Annotated in this window: 9 protein-coding genes; 2 read left to right on the forward strand and 7 right to left on the reverse strand. The window is 60.2% G+C overall.

All coding sequences use genetic code 11. The features are described 5' to 3' along the window. Positions 1 to 99: 99 nt before the first annotated feature. Positions 100 to 7,167: a TcdA/TcdB pore-forming domain-containing protein gene (locus LCU97_RS16970; protein ID WP_232777251.1), complete on the forward strand. Its 7,068-nt coding sequence runs from the start codon at positions 100 to 102 to the stop codon at positions 7,165 to 7,167. Between the two features lie 31 nt (positions 7,168 to 7,198). Here the strand turns inward: LCU97_RS16970 and LCU97_RS16975 are convergent, their stop codons facing one another. Next, positions 7,199 to 7,849, reverse strand: coding sequence for a hypothetical protein (locus LCU97_RS16975; protein ID WP_232777252.1), 651 nt, complete (start codon positions 7,847 to 7,849; stop codon positions 7,199 to 7,201). Between the two features lie 213 nt (positions 7,850 to 8,062). On the opposite strand from LCU97_RS16975, the gene LCU97_RS16980 reads away from it, so the two are divergent. Continuing rightward, positions 8,063 to 8,902 carry a hypothetical protein gene (locus LCU97_RS16980; protein ID WP_232777254.1) on the forward strand — a complete coding sequence of 280 codons (840 nt, stop codon included), beginning with the start codon at positions 8,063 to 8,065 and terminating at the stop codon, positions 8,900 to 8,902. A 14-nt stretch (positions 8,903 to 8,916) separates the two neighbouring features. On the opposite strand, the gene LCU97_RS16985 is transcribed toward LCU97_RS16980, so the two are convergent. From LCU97_RS16985 to dusB, 6 genes are all read right to left on the reverse strand, one after another. After that, positions 8,917 to 9,513 (reverse strand): MarC family protein, encoded by a 597-nt coding sequence (locus LCU97_RS16985; RefSeq protein ID WP_047227382.1) that lies wholly within the window; start codon positions 9,511 to 9,513, stop codon positions 8,917 to 8,919. A gap of 62 nt (positions 9,514 to 9,575) precedes the next feature. Continuing rightward, the gene (locus tag LCU97_RS16990; protein ID WP_232777256.1) at positions 9,576 to 12,347 is read right to left on the reverse strand and encodes a hybrid sensor histidine kinase/response regulator; all 2,772 of its coding nucleotides are present in this window, start codon (positions 12,345 to 12,347) and stop codon (positions 9,576 to 9,578) included. A gap of 99 nt (positions 12,348 to 12,446) precedes the next feature. Beyond that, positions 12,447 to 13,742: a phosphoribosylamine--glycine ligase gene (purD, locus tag LCU97_RS16995; protein WP_232777257.1), complete on the reverse strand. Its 1,296-nt coding sequence runs from the start codon at positions 13,740 to 13,742 to the stop codon at positions 12,447 to 12,449. Positions 13,743 to 13,895: 153 nt separating this feature from the next. Beyond that, complete coding sequence (gene purH / locus LCU97_RS17000; protein WP_232777258.1) at positions 13,896 to 15,503, reverse strand: bifunctional phosphoribosylaminoimidazolecarboxamide formyltransferase/IMP cyclohydrolase; 1,608 nt, start codon at positions 15,501 to 15,503, stop codon at positions 13,896 to 13,898. Positions 15,504 to 15,586: 83 nt separating this feature from the next. After that, a complete protein-coding gene (gene fis, locus LCU97_RS17005; protein ID WP_025211617.1) occupies positions 15,587 to 15,907 on the reverse strand; it encodes a DNA-binding transcriptional regulator Fis in 321 nt (106 codons plus the stop codon). After that, complete coding sequence (dusB, locus tag LCU97_RS17010; RefSeq protein ID WP_053155491.1) at positions 15,904 to 16,911, reverse strand: tRNA dihydrouridine synthase DusB; 1,008 nt, start codon at positions 16,909 to 16,911, stop codon at positions 15,904 to 15,906. Before dusB ends, fis begins: the two co-directional genes overlap by 4 nt. Position 16,912: the final 1 nt, after the last annotated feature.

Genomic DNA, 16,912 nt, shown 5'->3' on the forward strand with positions numbered 1-16,912 from the left:
TCCGAACGTTAACGTGCAGGTGCCGGGATGCACTTGTGGATGACTGTTTTTCGATGCAGGCCCCGGCCTGTTTACATGCAATAAATGGAAGTATTGTTCATGAGTGGAACCAGGTTTACATCGCTGCGTGGTTACGTCGATTTTGTCGGTTTGTTGAAGTTGAAGGATATTGAACAGGCTTTGGTCCCGTATAAAGGCACCGATCGGTACGATGCAGTGCTGCGTTATTACTTTGGCTGTATAGCCGCGCTGGATGCGCCTGGCATGCTGGAACCGTTGGGGCTGCTCAAGCATGCGCTGGGGGCGCTGCAACGGGGCGGCAGACGTCGCCGCACGGCGGAACTGGAGCCGTCGGGTGGCACCACGGCGGTTGATCTGACGTACATCCACGACACTGTGGAAGATTATGAAGAACGTTTGCATCACAGCGTCGAGCAACTGAAGATACCGGCCACTGAAGTGCCGAAGAAATTGCACTTCGTCTGGCTGGGGGGCGGCATCGGTGCCATTCAGCGCGACTATATAACTGTCTGGAAAAAGGTGATGGCCGGCGAGGGCTATCAACTTAATCTCTGGTATGACAGCGATGCGTTATTGGCGTATGAAACCAACCGGATCATTATTGAGGCCGCCAAGGCCGATGCAATGGTCAATGGCGCACAAGATATTATCGATCCCTCCGAGTTGGGCGACCGCTATGAAGAGCGGGTCATCGTCTTGAAACAACAAATGTTCGCGCACATTAAAAAGTTCGTGGAAAACGGCGGCAGCGCCGATGACGCGAGGATCGACCTGCTGGTCCGGGCCTATGGTGAGGACAAGGCGCGGCTGACTGCTCTGAAGGCCGCTAACCGGCTCAGTCTATCGGCTGTGTCCGAAGGAAATCTGGCGTTGCGCGACCTTGCCCGCGGTGATGTGCCGCTGCACCTGAACGATATTTACGAGCGCGAGATCAGCCTGCGTTGCAATCTGGCTTCGGGTTCCGATGTGGTGCGTCTCGAAGCGTTGTTCAACGAAGGCGGCAGCTATGCCGATGTCGACAACTTGCCGCCGTTGCAGGAAAAACTGGGCGGGGTGGACATCCGCGGGTTCAAGACCGATGCACGCCTGGGCGTGCTGCAATTGTTGCTCGACCGCAATCCCGAATGGATGCCCGGCCGTCAGACGTTGCGTCACCAATACACCGACTATCTGGGGCAGATCCCGTCGGAGAATATCGAGGCGCTCACGCGTTTTGCCGACGGCAAGCCGGAGCTCAATCAGGTTTTTCGCACCCCGGTGGAGCGTCTTGCGCGCCCCTATGAACTGCGTGCCGTCGCTGAGCAGAACTCCCTGAGCAATGCTTTCCTGATGGCCCACCCGGGAGCGGCGATGATCGAGACGGTGCTCGAACGTTTCCGGCTCAATTATGAGGTCGTCGACGCCACCGCTCGCCTGGCCGACGAGCAAAACGTCGCGCTTATCGATGTCGACACCATGGCCGGTCTGGCGCAGCAAGCCGCGACCGAGGTGTTTGGTCCGCTGCATGAGCTGCCTTCGGAAGCGGAGATGGCGGTGTCCTTCCTCGTGCAGGCCGCCGCGACGTATTACAGCGACGGCATTCGTCCCCAGAGCGAAGTAACGATCTACCTGACCGGGCCTGGCGCTATGCGCGAGGGTATGGCCGATTATCAGCGGGCGAACTTCACGCCTCGCAGTGCCGAGAACTGGCGGGCCGAAATCGCCATTCCAGCCGTTGCCACAGTCAACCGCGCTACCGAAGAAGAGCAGGATCATTCCTGGAAAGAGAACGAAAGCGACACCCGACATTGGCTCGATAGCGAGAAGAAACGCTGGCAGGAAGGCCGGTTCAAGGCCCGTTACGCCGGTGAGCTGGAGGAGCTGCTCAAATACCGCACGCTCCAGTTCGATGAAGGCTGGCCGTTGATGGAAGGACGCCATGTGCTGTCCACCGACCTGCTGCAGCATCTGGCCGATCAGTTGGGTGCACCTTTCATGGCAATGATGGGGCGCAGCCATACCGGTGTGGTGGCCTTCGACCAGCCAATACCGCTGAGTTTCGAGGCGCGCCAGTCGATCCGCACTCAAAGCGCCAGCCTGCTGCCCCCAGCGTCATTGGGTGATCCACAGACGCAACGGCTTTCTGTCGCCGAACTCTTGGACCGATTCGCCAAGGGCAGTTTTGAAGCGGCACAGTTGAGTCCGCTGCAGCGTCTGCTCCTGGGGACCTTGATCGGTGCACAGTCGCTGGATAACCGCAGCTTCGACGCCGTTCGCCCGCAGCTCGATAACCTGGCCAATAACCTGGGTGAACGAGGTACCGCCGGCAGTTATGCGGTGATCGAGCAGGCGTTGTACCAACAGCGCGCACCGGCATTCCTGGCCGGGCTGGCCTACCCTGTCGACTACCCGGCCGTGCATGCTGAAACCGCTTTGGGATTGAAGAAAAACGCCTTGGAGCAGCCGTTGACGTTGCGCCAATGGGGGCAGCGAGTGACTCGGATCCAGCGGCTGGCGAAGCTTGAATACCGTGTGCGGGTCATTGAGCGCCTCGGTGTCGTCCTGGATGGCTTTGAAGCCGACGCGATAAAGCTGGTGCCGCAGGACCTGCTGCTCCAGGGCGAAGGCGACAGGGTGGGCGGGCGCTGTTATCCACTGAGCCTGGTCATGGCGGCCGCGTTGTCGACGGACAAGGCCGCGGTGAACACCCTGCGCGAGCGATTCTACCTGGGGGTCATCGAGCCCGAGGCCAGCGATTGCGTGACCTTCCTGCAAGGGGTGGAAGCCTTGCGTGATGTTCAAGCGAGCGAGGTCGGTGTGGCACTTGCGCGCTCGGACCTGAAGGCGGTGGTGGAAGTCCTGCAAGCCAGGGCGACCACCAGTACGCTGATGCTCAACTCGGATAACCACGCCATGCTGGTGGGCAGGACCTTCGAGGGCGAACGCAGCACCTATCATTTCTACGATCCGAATTTCGGTCTTTTCGAGTTCACCCATGCCACGCGGTTCAGGCAGGCACTGGAGCGATTTTTCCTCGAGCAGGGAATGGCCGCTCACTACGCCGCCTACGGAGAGGCGACACGGCCGACCTTCGATCTGTTCGAGTTGGACGGTGCGAAAATCTCGAAGATCGCATTGCCTGACGCCATCAAGGTTTCGCAATTGCTACAACCCGGTGCCTTGCCCGGGCAGAGGCTACGCCCTGTGCAACAACGCTTGGCCAGTGCCCGTGGACAATCGCTGATCAACAATCCCCGGCTCGGCAGTTGCCTGCTGGCACTGGACGGCCACTGGTGGGGCCAACAGATCGCGCAGGTGACGACGCGGCTCTGGCAGCAGAATCCGGCGGCCTCCCTACGGGTTCCTCTGTTCGAAACCCTGGAGATTGCGCCGGACGGTACGTACCGGGTGAGCCTGATCGATCCGCAAAACCCCGAAAAGTTGGTTCGAGTCATCTCGGATGATCATCGGCTCCTGCGTATCAAGAATTACCTTTCGGAGCGTTTCCTGGCATTGGCCAATAAACCCGCCTTTGCGAGCGATCCTGCCGAAGTGGGCAGCGTTCATACCCTCAACGCTGGCTTCACCATCCAGGCACTGATGATTGCGCTCAAAGAGCATGAGGGGCCTGATCGGCCGCTGTCCCTGGCGGTACGGTTGCATGCCTACGTCAATTACGCGCAGTTGGTGCACGGCAATGTGGTCGATGTCGCGGGCCTGGTCGGTCTGGTCCGACAGGCGCTGGCCGAAGAGAAGTTGATCGCGCGCACCGTCGCTCCGGTGGTCAAGGCTGCCGTGGGGCCCAGTGTGAGCGAAGCCACCGGCGGCGTGCTGCAACTGGCGAATGTCGGTTTCGACATCTATCAACTGGCGACAGCAACCGACGAGGTCGCCCGGGCCCAATTCGGCACTCAACTGGCGTTCGACTCGGCCGGCCTGGTGCTGTCGGCGGGAGCGCTCGCCGCCGGCTCCACGACCGCCGGAGCGGTTCTCGGGGGCGCGGCGGTGATCCTCGGCGGGCTGGCGGTGGGACTGGCAGCCTTGGCCCAGGGATTTGCAAGCATTGCCGAGGAGGCCAGGCAGGTGGGGCTGTTTTTCGATGAGGTGACCAAGGCGCATCTGCAGGCCTATCGGTTTGATGCCCACGGCAAAACCTGGTTGCCGCGTCCCTCGTTGATCATCCAGACCTTGGATCTGGCCCGTGGCCGACTTCAGCTGGACAGTCCCAGGCTGTATCCGTTACGGGATCATTTCGGTGTGCCGACCTTCGATCCTGACTACGAACGAGCGATCGACATCCGGCGAGAGCTGGGGCTGACGGATCGAGTCAGGTATATGCCGCCCGCCTCCGAGGCAATTGTGCTGCCTTGCGTGCCGCAAACCTGCTACCGCTATGAATACAAGGCGTTGCCATTCGCCGGGTTGCGCCATGACACCGGATTCGACACGGCACGGCGCCTGGAGAAGAGGAAGGCCGATGGTGGATGGCTGTTCCTGTTTTCGTTCTATTCGTTCCCGAGCGATTACATCCTCTACCGGATGGTCCCGGACTATCGGCCGACCGTGATCGACATCATGCTCGACGCTCAAGAGCGCTCACTGGTGGTGCCTGCTCTTCCCGCCATCTGGCACGGAAAAATCAACTACCGGGTCCGTGGTGCCGGCGGACGTTGCAACTTATTGCTCAGTCCCGGCGCGAACCTGACGTTCGAGGCGTTGAGGTTGCAGAAGTCGACCTGGGTGCTGGATGCTCCTTGGGCTCGCGAGAGTGAAGTCCGCTTGGAGGAACAGGCCAAGTTGTTCATTGGCGACATCGAGGTGACGCTCACAGGGGACGGCCATCACGAAGTGCTGCTCCGGCTTACCGACAATCGGATACTCAGGGTTGAGCCGGTGACCGGCAGGCTCACCCTCATCGAGCAGGACATGCCATCGGGCGTGGATCGACAGGCCCTGCAAGCGCACCTGAAGGCTCTGGTTCAAGAACACCGCCTGGCGTTGCCTTACACACCGATCCATCGCTACCTGATTCCGTTCGAGAAGCCGGATGAACCCCGGTACATCACCGCCTGGTACGACGCCAGGGAAGACCGCTTCCTGTATATCCGCAACGACCTGCCGGGCGCCGAGGATGCCTCGCTGGGCGCGGTGGCCGGCGGCTATGCCTACTTCTTCGAGCCGCAGAGCCTGCTGATCTGGCAAGTCGACGCGCTCACCGGGTTGTTGAGCCATCGCTATTGGCTTTGGGCCGCGAGCGAGACGGCGACTGTCATCAAGGTCGTCGAGGCGGACGCGCAGGGTGTGATTCATGTGGTGCAGGAGATCACCCGCAATGACCAGACAACCGAGCAACTGGTCTATGTGATCCATGAGGGACAGTTGCTGCTGAGTTCGGTAACGCGAGATCTGGACCCGACGCTGGAATCCATTTTCAGCGCCAGTGAGACGCTGGCCGACTGGACGCAGGTGCTGGGCAACGCTTATCCGGTTACGCCCTATGCCGGTCATGACGATACCTTCGTCACGGTCAACTGGCGCCCGGCACCGTTTGTTTCCGTTTGCTGGAAGATTGAAGAGTCACTACGGGACATGGCCTGGGTTCGCGGCAGCGACCAGTTGATCATCCGTCCCTCACCGGGACGCAATCGTTATCGTGGATGGTCGGACTCGATCAAGAACATGACGGACCTGACACTGCTTGCGCCAGCTGACGGCAGCGACGTATTTGTCATCTATGACAGGCTCAAACAAGAACTCTGTCGCAGGCAGCGCTCTCTGGTGGAGGGCAAAGGACAGTGGTCCAGCCGGTTCCATCGACCGGACAAGCTGGAAAATGTCATTGCTGTCGAGGCTGGGTATCTGGCGCTGACTACTGATGGTTTGTTCTACAACCTGACGGATCGGGGAGACCTGGAGTTGGGAGGCGTGACTGAGTCCTGGTTCAAAGACCGGCCGCAGTGGTGGTCCGAACTGGCTTCACTGGCCCGGCGCAGCCCAGACGAGCGCCTGGCCCTTATCGGCTTGAGCAACTTCAATGGCGACGCGAAGCTGTGCGCCTGGTGCGTCGGGAGCCGGGTGTTGTTGGCCGAACCGGGTCATGGCAAGGAAGTGCGCTTGCTGGGAGTAACCCCGGATGGAGAGGCGGCCTGGTTGTTCGATATTTCGAGTGGAGAGGTCTATCGCCAGGGTTTTATCGACCCGCAGCGGCTGGCATCGGCCTTCGGAACAGGTTCACGATTATTGCAGGCTGATGCGCTACCCGTTGCGCAACGCGAATGGGCACCCTGGCAATTTGTCGAACTGACGGTCGAAGGGGCGGGGCTGCGTGGCGTGACATTCGAAGGCGTGGTGGTCTCGCTGCGGGATCGGGAGCCGGCGTTGATGACCGGTGTCACGCTTGAGTGGGTCGCCGCTCAGGGAGGACGCGAGCGCGAGGCGCTCAAGCGCCTGATGGACTATCCATCCCATAGTTCACTGCTGTCGGTGGAGGATCCTGAAAACCTGAAATGGTTCGTCACTCAGAGCAAACGCATGATTCGTATCCCACGGACCGCGATTCCGGGATCCTTCGAGGTGCTTGGAACCCAGCGCGAAAGTAACGTATTGATCCATCAGAACAGCAATGGACAACTGCTGACTTACCCGGGCATGGAGCTCGCGGGTTCCCTCAGCTACGTGCAGCGCGATGGCGAAGTCATGGTCGTCGAGGGGCAGATCGATGACTTCCTGCCCCTGATGCCGGATGGTGTCACGACGCTGGTCCTGCGCATGGGGCGGGGGATGAAGAGCTTTCGGCTGTCGAAGGCGGCCTGGCTGAGGCTCGAGGCGGTCGTGCTCAACTGTCGGCATACCCTTGAAAGCACGGCGACAGGGCCCGGTAAGATGATCTGGGAGCTGGATGAGCCAGACAGGTTGCTGTTGAGTATTGTTGACGAGCATCTGGTGATCATAGACCCGGACAATGGTCACAGCATCATCTTCCGAGAGGCGTATGCCAGGGACATCAGCTTGCGGGGTGACGTCGTGCTCAGCTTCAAGGGCCATGGAGATTATGCCGTTTCGAGGTTGATACAGCGGATGGACACCCGGCAGAACGCCCAGGGTGGCTTAACGCTGAAAGCGTTGCTGGGCGTTGCGGAAGTTGTGGAAAACAGCCTCGCGGATTAAGAGCAGCGAGCGGCTGACTCATTCACTGGGTTCATGAGGCGATTCTTCTCAGGTTGAATCGCCTCATGAACTGCTCGTTCAGTTTGTTTTTTATAAGTGCTCTTTTCCGGTCCAGTTCATTTCTGTCCAGTCGCAGAAAGGCTCGCTGTTGGACGACTGTGGCCGAACGTCTTTCCCAGTCCCAGAACAGAAATCGGTGCCTCTTTATAGCGACACTCAATTCTAATTTGTAGACGGCAATATTCAGGTTGTTCTGTGCATCGTAGCGGGCAGGGATAATCTGAAAAATCTCGCCTTCGCTGGTTTCTCTGTCGAAAGACAGCATTGCGGGGGGATCGGTTCTTAATGCGTCGAGGGTATCGATCATCGCATTCGCTTGCCGTGAATCTCTCATGGCTTGGGCGCTCTGGACCAGGAAATCGGCCACGGAGCCCGACACGATGTGTTGTGTACGGGTAAGGATGGAGTCGCCATATATCGACCAGCCGAGGAAATTCAAGGTGCGGGCGTATTCTTCGAACCAGCCTCTGGACTCGGTGTAGCGGTTATGACCCAGATCAGCCGATCGAGTGGCGATGTTGTGGCAGTCGGCGATGTCGTTATGGTCTTGCAGGGCAAGGGTTCCGATATAAGAGAACAGATTGGGGCCTGTGATCAGTCCGGTCAGTGCTTCGTTGTTCAAGGGTAAGTCTCCGTCGTGGTTGTTATGCATAAATACAACGGTGAGCGGAGAGTGTGTATATGGGTGATCGTCTAAATTAAAACCGGATATTTTATCGTGGGGATAAAGCCAAGGTTACATATGCTGTAATGGGGTTTTGTTGTGGTTTCTCCGAATAATAAATTAGATTGTTGTTGTCCGCGGGAGCGGTCATTAATTAACAAAGGAAGTTATATGAAAGCGTTTGAAAGTGAAGTTAGTGTTGCCCAGAGTATCGAGTTGATCGGCGCCCGTATCAACAGGCGCAAGGCTCTGACCTCCACCATGACCACCACCACCACCACCAGTCGGCGCGTGCGTCGATCCGCCGAACTGACTGACAGCCCGACCAGGGACCTGGATGCACTGATGCTGGGGGATGCCTTGTTGGGCTATGGCAACAACATGTCGCTCACCAACATGGCGATTATGGAAAACCTCATGACCATGGCAATCATGGAGGCCAACTTCGAGGTGCCTGGCGGCAAGAACACCCTGGCGTGGTACGACTCGTTTATCCGCTGCCTCCATGACCTGGGCTGTTTTGTGGCCGATGACGGCTATACCCGTTACTCCGAGAGTTCCCAGCGTGTGGACATGGACTTCGTGATCAGCGATATCGTCAAAGGAATCATCGATGGGGTGAAGGCCAGCGTTCCGGCGGCAGCGGTGCTGGGCGCCGTGGTGAATACCACGATCGACGGTCTGAAGCAGGATCAGCCCACCCTCAATTTGTTCAACAGCCAGGTCAAGACGCCCGAGGGAGCGCGTCTGTCAGTCATTCCCTGCGAACAATTGGCCAACGGCATCCTGATTGCGTCGTCCGCTTCGATCAGGCAGACCGGATCTTCGAATAACGGCGGCGTTCTGTTTGTGAACTGGCAATCTTCGGCACGGGAAATTTTCCGTGGCAAATCCTACGTGACCTTCAATCCGGCGCGTTATGAAGACTTCCGCCAGGACATCGAAGAGTACTTGGGAGAGCACCGTAGGGAAGTCCTGAAAAAACGATTCAATCGTCGCCGGCAGGCCTGAAGGGAATCGTCGCGCTAAGGCACCAGGTAGCCTCTCACCCCGGTGAAGATAATCTGCGCGGCCAACGCACAGACGAACAACCCCATCAGGCGACTGACGATCTGCAAGCCCTGGTCCCCGAGGATCCGCTCGATGCGGCTGGACAGGTAGAGCACCACGCCGACCGTGAAGCTGGCCAGGGCGATGCTGATGATAGCCATGAGTTTGTCGTCCCAGTGCGGCTGGCTCACGCCCATTACCAGCAAGGCGCCGATGGTGCCGGGGCCGACGGTCAAGGGAATGGTCAGCGGGACGATAGTCACGTCCTGCTGAACATTATCGGTCTGTACGGCCGACTTGCCTTGGGCCATGCCCAGCGCCGAAATGAACAGCACGCTGCCGGCACCGATGCGGAACGCATCCACGGTGATACCGAACACACTGAAAATCACCCGCCCGAACAAATACAGCAAGACGCTGGAAACCAGCGTCGCGATCGCGACCTTCCAGGCCAGGCGCCGTTGTTCCTTGCGTGAATAACCGCGGGTCAGGCCGATAAAACAAGACAACACGAAGAACGGGCTATAGAGCACCAGCATCTTCAGATAAACGCTGAACAGCACATGGAGCATGGTCGAGGCTCAAGGCGGAGGAGGACGACGGGAGTCTATCAGGCGATGTGACGTCTGTCGGCTCAGGACGTTTGCGCGGTGCGGTTCTGCTGCTCGCGTTGGGCGACCCAATGTTCGATCAACTCCCGCAACTGCGACAGCTCTACCGGCTTGGCCATATGACCATCCATTCCCGCCTGGCGTGCCCGCTCCTTGTGCTCGGCCAGGATATGCGCGGTCAAGGCGACCACGGGCGTGCGGGTCCGCTGGTTGCCCATTTCCCAGGCACGCAGTTGCTGGGTTGCGGAGAAGCCGTCGAGGATCGGCATCTCGCAGTCCATCAGGACCAGGTCGTAGCGACGTTCCTTCATGGCCTTGAGAGCTTCTTCGCCGTTGCTGGCGGTGTCGGGTTGCAGGTTGAGCTTGCCGAGCATGCCACGGATAACCTTGGTGGAAATGCTGTTGTCCTCGGCCACCAGGATGCGAAAGTCGCTGGGGACTTTAACCGGTGCGGTAGGGCCTGCATTCGATGGCAAGCTGGGGCCATGCCCCCTGTTGCGCTGGTTAAGCTCGTCGGCCAGTGTGGTCTTGAGGGTATAGCCGGCGACCGGTTTGGCGAGAATGCGCTTGATCCCGCTGTTGCGCGCCACGATCTTGCTCGGTGCGTTACTGATGCCGGTGAGCATGATCAACAGGATGTCGTGGTTCAGGCTGGGGTCTTCCTTGATCTTGGCCGCCAGTTGCATGCCGGTCATGCCGGGCATGTTCTGGTCCAGCAGGACCACGTCGAAATAATCGCGCAAGTGCGCCTTGGTGCGCAGCAGCGCCAGCGCTTCCTTGCCCGAAGGCACCGCGCTGACGTTCAGGCCCCATGCGCTGCACTGCTGCACCAAAACCTTGCGGCAGGTTTCGTTGTCATCGACGACCAGCACTCGTGCTCCTTGCAGCGGGCTATCGAGGTCGGAGGTCGGATGCTCGAGGCGATCAGGATCCAGCGGCAGGGTCAGCCATAAGGTGCTGCCCTGCTGGCCGCTTTTGATGCCGAATTCGCCGTGCATCAGCATGATCAGCTGACGGGCGATGACCAGCCCCAGATTGCCGCCCAGGCGCGTGGCCGAGAGGAAGTTCTTGCTGTGTAACTCGGCGTGCATCAGCGTATCGCGTTCCTCGGCGTCCATGGGCGACCCGTTGTCCTGCACAGCGATGCGCAGGCGCGGCTGGTTGCTGCGCTCGTCGAGGGCCACGACGATCAGGACTTCGCCTTCGTCGGTTTTCTTCAGGGCATTTTCCAGCAGGCTCAGCAACGCCTGGCGCAGCCGCGTCGGGTCGCCGCTGATGACCCGCGGCACCTGGGGCTGGATGAAGCTGATCAGTTCCACGTTCTGCTGTTCGGCCTTGGCGCGGAAGATGCTCAGGCAATCCTCGATCAAGGCGTTGAGGTCGAACTGTACGTCGTCCAGTTCGATCTGGCCGGACTCTAGCCGAGAGATATCGAGGATCTCGTTGATGAGGGTCAGCAATTCGTTGCCGGCGCTGTGAATGGTCTGCACGTAGTCGCGCTGCTTGACCGACAGGGGCGTGCCCAACAGCAGTTCGGTCATGCCCAGTACGCCGTTCATCGGGGTACGGATCTCATGACTGATCTTGGCCAGGAACTCCGCCTTGGCATTGATCTCGGCATTGCTCGCCGCCAGGTCGCGGCTGATGCTGAAGCGGCTCTCGTTGATCGAACGCTGGAGTTCGCCCAAGGCTACGCTCATCAGCAGGCCGCTGATGCAGATGAAAACCATCAACGTGACGATCAGGCCTTGGGGCGCAACTTCCGTAAGGCCTTGCAAGGCCGGCAGGATAATCAGCGTGCCCAGGTTGAAAACCACCATGGCCGCGACGAACAGCCGGGCCGGGCGATAGCCCTTCTGCCAGTGCCAGGCACTGACGAACAACATGCTCAGGCCGGCCAGGGCCACCAGCGCATAGGTCATGATGTTGAGCGGCAGCGTGTTGACGAACAGCAGCAACAGGCAGCACAGCATGATGAACACGATGTCCCCCAGCAGCAACCGGTTCAGCGGGTGCGGCCCCAGGGGGGCGAAAAAACGGTAGGCGAACATCAGGCCGCAGGGCGCGGTCAACAGCAGGGCCAGGTAAGCGCCCGGTGTCTGCACCGCTGGCCAGTCCGGCAGCCAGCCCCCGGCCAGGTTCAGCAGCAGTACCAGGCTCAACATCAACAGCCCCTCGCACGCTGCCAGCCACAGGCAACTGCGCGAGCGGGTATAGGCGTAGCGGGTGAGGTTGTGCAGGATCAGCATGGCGATGCAGCCGAACAATAGCCCGTAGATCAGGGTCTGGTTCTGATCGGCGGCGGCCATGATCGCGGGTTGCAGGGTGATGTACGGGCGCAGTTCGTGTCGGGACGCCAGCCTCAGGTAGACGTCCAGCGGCTTGTCGCTACGAGGCAGGGCCAGCATGAAATCGCTGCTGGGCACGGAAGATTCGGTGCGAGGCTGGGCATTGCCGCCGATCTGTTGGTCGATCAGTGCGTCGCCGTCCAGCACATAGAGGTTGAGGCGCGACAGGTCGGGGGCGAAGATGCGCAGGATCTGTTCATGATTGTCGGGTGCCAGCCGGAAACGCACCCATAGCGCGCCCCCCGGTTCGGCCGCCCTGAGGCGGTCCAGATCGATGGGGCTGAATTGATTGGTGTAGCGGGCGGAGCGGATGTCGCTCAGCTTCAGGTCGCCCTGTTCGTCGAGCAATGCCGCCCAGCCACTGCCTGGCGCGGCCTGGGCCGGGAGCATGCAGAGCAGTGTCAGCAGGGTGACGGTAAAGCCTATGGCAATCCTGAGCCAGCGCACGGCGAAATCCCTTCAAAGGTTGAGGCCAGATTATAACTATGCGCGGTGCCCCGGCAGACAGGCAAGGGCCACACGCCCCTGCCTGGCTGAAAGGCCGGGTTATTGCAGATCTTCGCCACGCTCGCGGGCAATGGCACGATAGCCTATGTCCTTGCGGTAGAAACAGCCTTCCCAATCGATTCCGGCAGCCAGCCTGTACGCCTGCTGCTGAGCGGCGCCGACGCTGGCGCCCATGGCGGTGGCGCACAGTACGCGACCGCCGGCGGTGACGATCTGGCCGTCCTTCAACGCGGTACCCGCGTGGAAAACCTTGCCTTCCAGCTGGGCAACGGCATCCAGACCACTGATCGCGCTGCCCTTGGCATAATCGCCTGGATAACCACCAGCGGCCAGAACGACGCCGACGCTTGGACGTGGATCCCACTGGGCCTCGACCTTGTCCAGCGCCTGGGCCAGGGCGGCTTCGACCAGCAGCACCAGGCTCGATTGCAGGCGCAGCATCACCGGCTGGGTTTCAGGATCGCCGAAACGGCAGTTGAATTCGATGACTTTTGGGTTACCAGCCTTGTCGATCATCAAACCTGCATAGAGAAAACCAGTATAGACGTTGCCTTCTTCGGCCATGCCACGCACGGTCGGCCAGATCACCTGGTCCATCACTCGCTGGTGCACCTCGGCGGTAACCACCGGCGCCGGGGAGTAGGCGCCCATGCCGCCGGTGTTCGGGCCGCTGTCGCCGTCGCCGACGCGCTTGTGGTCCTGGCTGGTGGCCATTGGCAGGACATTCTTGCCATCCACCATGACGATGAAACTGGCTTCTTCGCCGTCGAGGAATTCCTCGATCACCACGCGAGAACCGGCGTCACCGAAGGCATTGCCGGCGAGCATGTCGCGCACGGCTTCTTCGGCCTCGGCCAGGGTCATGGCGACGATCACGCCTTTGCCCGCGGCCAGGCCGTCGGCCTTGATCACGATCGGAGCGCCTTTTTCCCGCAGATACGCCAGGGCGGGTTCGATTTCAGTGAAGTTCTGGTAATCGGCGGTCGGGATCTTGTGGCGCGCCAGGAAATCCTTGGTGAAGGCCTTCGAGCCTTCCAACTGCGCGGCGCCGGCTGTCGGGCCGAAGCAGTCCAGGCCGCGGGCGCGGAACAGATCGACAACCCCGGCGACCAGCGGCACTTCGGGACCGACGATGGTCAGTGACACGTTCTTTTCAGCGAAATCGGCCAGTTGTTCCAGGGCCAGCACATCGATGGCGACGTTCTCGCACTTGGCTTCGATGGCCGTACCGGCATTGCCCGGCGCCACGAAGACCTTCTGTACACGCGGATCCTGGGCCACTTTCCAGGCCAGGGCGTGTTCACGGCCGCCGCTGCCAATGATCAAAACATTCATTTCAAAAACCTCGGATGACGCTGATTCTGTGGAGCACTGCTGAGGTGCTTTTCTGTGGGAGCGAGCCTGCTCGCGATGGCGGTGTGTCAGCTGACTACAATGCTGGCGGATCCGACGCTATCGCGAGCAGGCTCGCTCCCACAGGGGCCGTTGTTAGTGGCGGAAATGGCGCATGCCAGTGAACACCATCGCAATGCCGGCCTCATCGGCGGCTGCGATGACTTCTGCATCACGCATCGAACCACCCGGCTGGATCACAGCGGTGATCCCCACCTTGGCCGCATTGTCGATGCCGTCACGGAACGGGAAGAACGCATCGGAAGCCATGACCGCGCCCTTGACCTGCAAGCCGGCATGTTCAGCCTTGATCGCGGCGATACGGGCCGAGTTCACACGGCTCATCTGGCCGGCGCCGACGCCGATGGTCTGACGGTTCTTGGCGTAGACGATGGCGTTGGACTTGACGTATTTGGCGACTTTCCAGGCGAAGATCAGGTCGTTGATTTCCTGCTCGCTCGGCGCACGCTGGGTCACGACTTTCAAGTCTTCGCTGCCGATCATTCCGATGTCACGGCTCTGTACCAGCAGGCCCCCGTTGACACGCTTGTAGTCCCAGGCCGGTGCACGGTCGGCCGACCACTGGCCGCAAGCCAACAGGCGCACGTTGGCCTTGGCAGCGACGATGGCGCGGGCTTCTTCGCTGACCGAAGGGGCGATGATCACTTCGACGAACTGACGCTCGACGATGGCCTTGGCGGTCTCGGCGTCCAGTTCACGGTTGAAGGCGATGATGCCGCCGAAGGCCGACTCGGTGTCGGTGGCGTAGGCCAGTTCGTAGGCCTGGCGGATGCCGCCTTCGGCGTCCGGGCTCACGGCCACGCCGCACGGGTTGGCGTGCTTGACGATCACGCAGGCAGGCTTGACGAAGCTCTTGACGCATTCCAGCGCAGCGTCGGTGTCGGCCACGTTGTTGAACGACAGCTCCTTGCCTTGCAACTGGGTGGCGGTGGCAATGCCGACCTCGGCCGGTTTGGCCTCCACGTAGAACGCCGCGCTTTGGTGCGGGTTCTCGCCGTAGCGCATTTCCTGGGCCTTGATGAACTGGGTGTTGAAGGTGCGCGGGAATTCGCTGCGGCCTTCGGTGCTCAGGGTTTCTGCAGCCTGGTCCACGGTGCCCATGTAGTTGGCGATCATGCCGTCATAGGCGGCGGTGTGTTCGAAGGCCTTGAGCATCAGGTCGAAACGCTGTGCGTAGGTCAGGCCACCGGCCTTGAGGTTTTCCAGGACGTTGGCGTAGTCGCTGGCGTTGACCACGATGGCCACGTCCTTATGGTTCTTGGCTGCCGAGCGGACCATGGTCGGGCCGCCGATATCGATATTCTCGATGGCGGTCGGCAGGTCGCAGCCAGGCTTGCTGATGGTGGCTTCGAACGGGTAGAGATTGACCGCCACCAGATCGATCGGCTTGATGTCGTGTTCGTTCATGATGGCATCGTCAATGCCGCGACGGCCCAGGATTCCGCCATGGATCTTTGGATGCAGGGTCTTGACACGACCGTCCATCATTTCCGCAAAACCGGTGTAGTCCGCGACTTCCACTGCGGCGACGCCATTGTCCTGCAGCAACTTGAAGGTCCCGCCGGTGGAAAGAATCTCGACGCCCAGCTGTTGAAGCTCGCGGGCGAATTCGAGGATCCCGGTCTTGTCGGAGACGCTGATCAAGGCGCGGCGGATCGGCAGGCGGGTGGTCTGGTCGGTCATTTCAATTTCCATCAAAAGCAAGGGAAGTCAGCAAAAAAGGCGACCGTTTTTTACGCGGGCGCCTTTCTGGTTTGATTGAATGCTTACAGCAGATCGTACTGCTTGAGTTTCTTGCGCAGGGTACCGCGGTTCAGACCCAGCAGCTCACTGGCCTTGGTCTGGTTGCCCTTGACGTAATTCATCACGCTTTCGAGCAGGGGTGCCTCGACTTCGGAAAGCACCAGGTTGTACACATCCGTGACGGCAGCGCCCTCAAGGTGGGCGAAATAATTGTGCAGCGCCTTTTCGACGCTCCCGCGAAGGGTCTGACCCTCTTCGCTGGGCGTATTGAGGTGCTGTTTCAAATTCACGTTGTCGCTCACGGGTGTTATTCCACTCACTAAAGTCTCGGTCATCATCGTCATGCGGCCACCCCTTCGTCCCCTGTCAGGCTCTTGTAACGTTCAGCGAAGAAGGCCTGAACGTCGGCGCATTGTGCTTGCGTACCATCCAAACGATTGAAGCGGGCGCGAAACTCCCTGGCGCCCGGCAGGGTTGCGAGATACCAGCCCACATGCTTGCGAGCGATGCGTACGCCCATGACTTCTCCATAGAAGGCATGCAGCGCGGCCAGATGCTCCAGCAGAATACGTTCCACCTCGGACAATTGCGGCGCAGCGAGCTTTTCACCGGTGCGCAGGAAATGTTCGATCTCACGGAAAATCCATGGCCGCCCCTGGGCAGCCCGGCCGATCAACAGGCCGTCGGCACCGGTCGCGTCCAATACATACCGGGCCTTCTCGGGTGAATCGATGTCGCCATTGGCGAAGACCGGAATCGACACCGCCTGCTTGATCGCGGCAATGGTGTCGTACTCGGCCTCGCCGGTGTACAGGTCTGCACGGGTGCGGCCATGGACCGCCAGCGCCGTGATCCCTTCCTGTTCGGCGATCTTCGCCACCGTCAGGCCATTCCTGTTGTCCCGGTCCCACCCGGTGCGGATCTTCAGGGTCACCGGTACATCGACCGCGGCAACGACCGCTCGCAGGATCTCGGTAACCAGGGTTTCATCTTTCAACAACGCGGAACCGGCGGCCTTGTTACAGACCTTTTTGGCCGGACAGCCCATGTTGATGTCGATGATCTGCGCGCCCAACGCCACATTGGCCCGGGCCGCCTCCGCCAGCATCCGCGCATCGCCACCGGCAATCTGTACCGAGCGGGGCTCGGGATCGCCTGTGTGGATCATGCGCAGACGCGATTTGCGGGTGTTCCACAGCGTCATGTCGCTGGTGACCATCTCCGAAACCACAAGACCGGCGCCCAATCGTTTGCACATCTGACGAAAGGGCTGATCAGTGACGCCCGCCATGGGGGCGAGAACCAGACCGTTCTGCAATGTATATGGGCCGATGCGTACCGCCGACATA

Origin of the sequence: Pseudomonas uvaldensis (assembly GCF_021271205.1) — a bacterium.
GTDB classification, from domain to species: domain Bacteria; phylum Pseudomonadota; class Gammaproteobacteria; order Pseudomonadales; family Pseudomonadaceae; genus Aquipseudomonas; species Aquipseudomonas uvaldensis.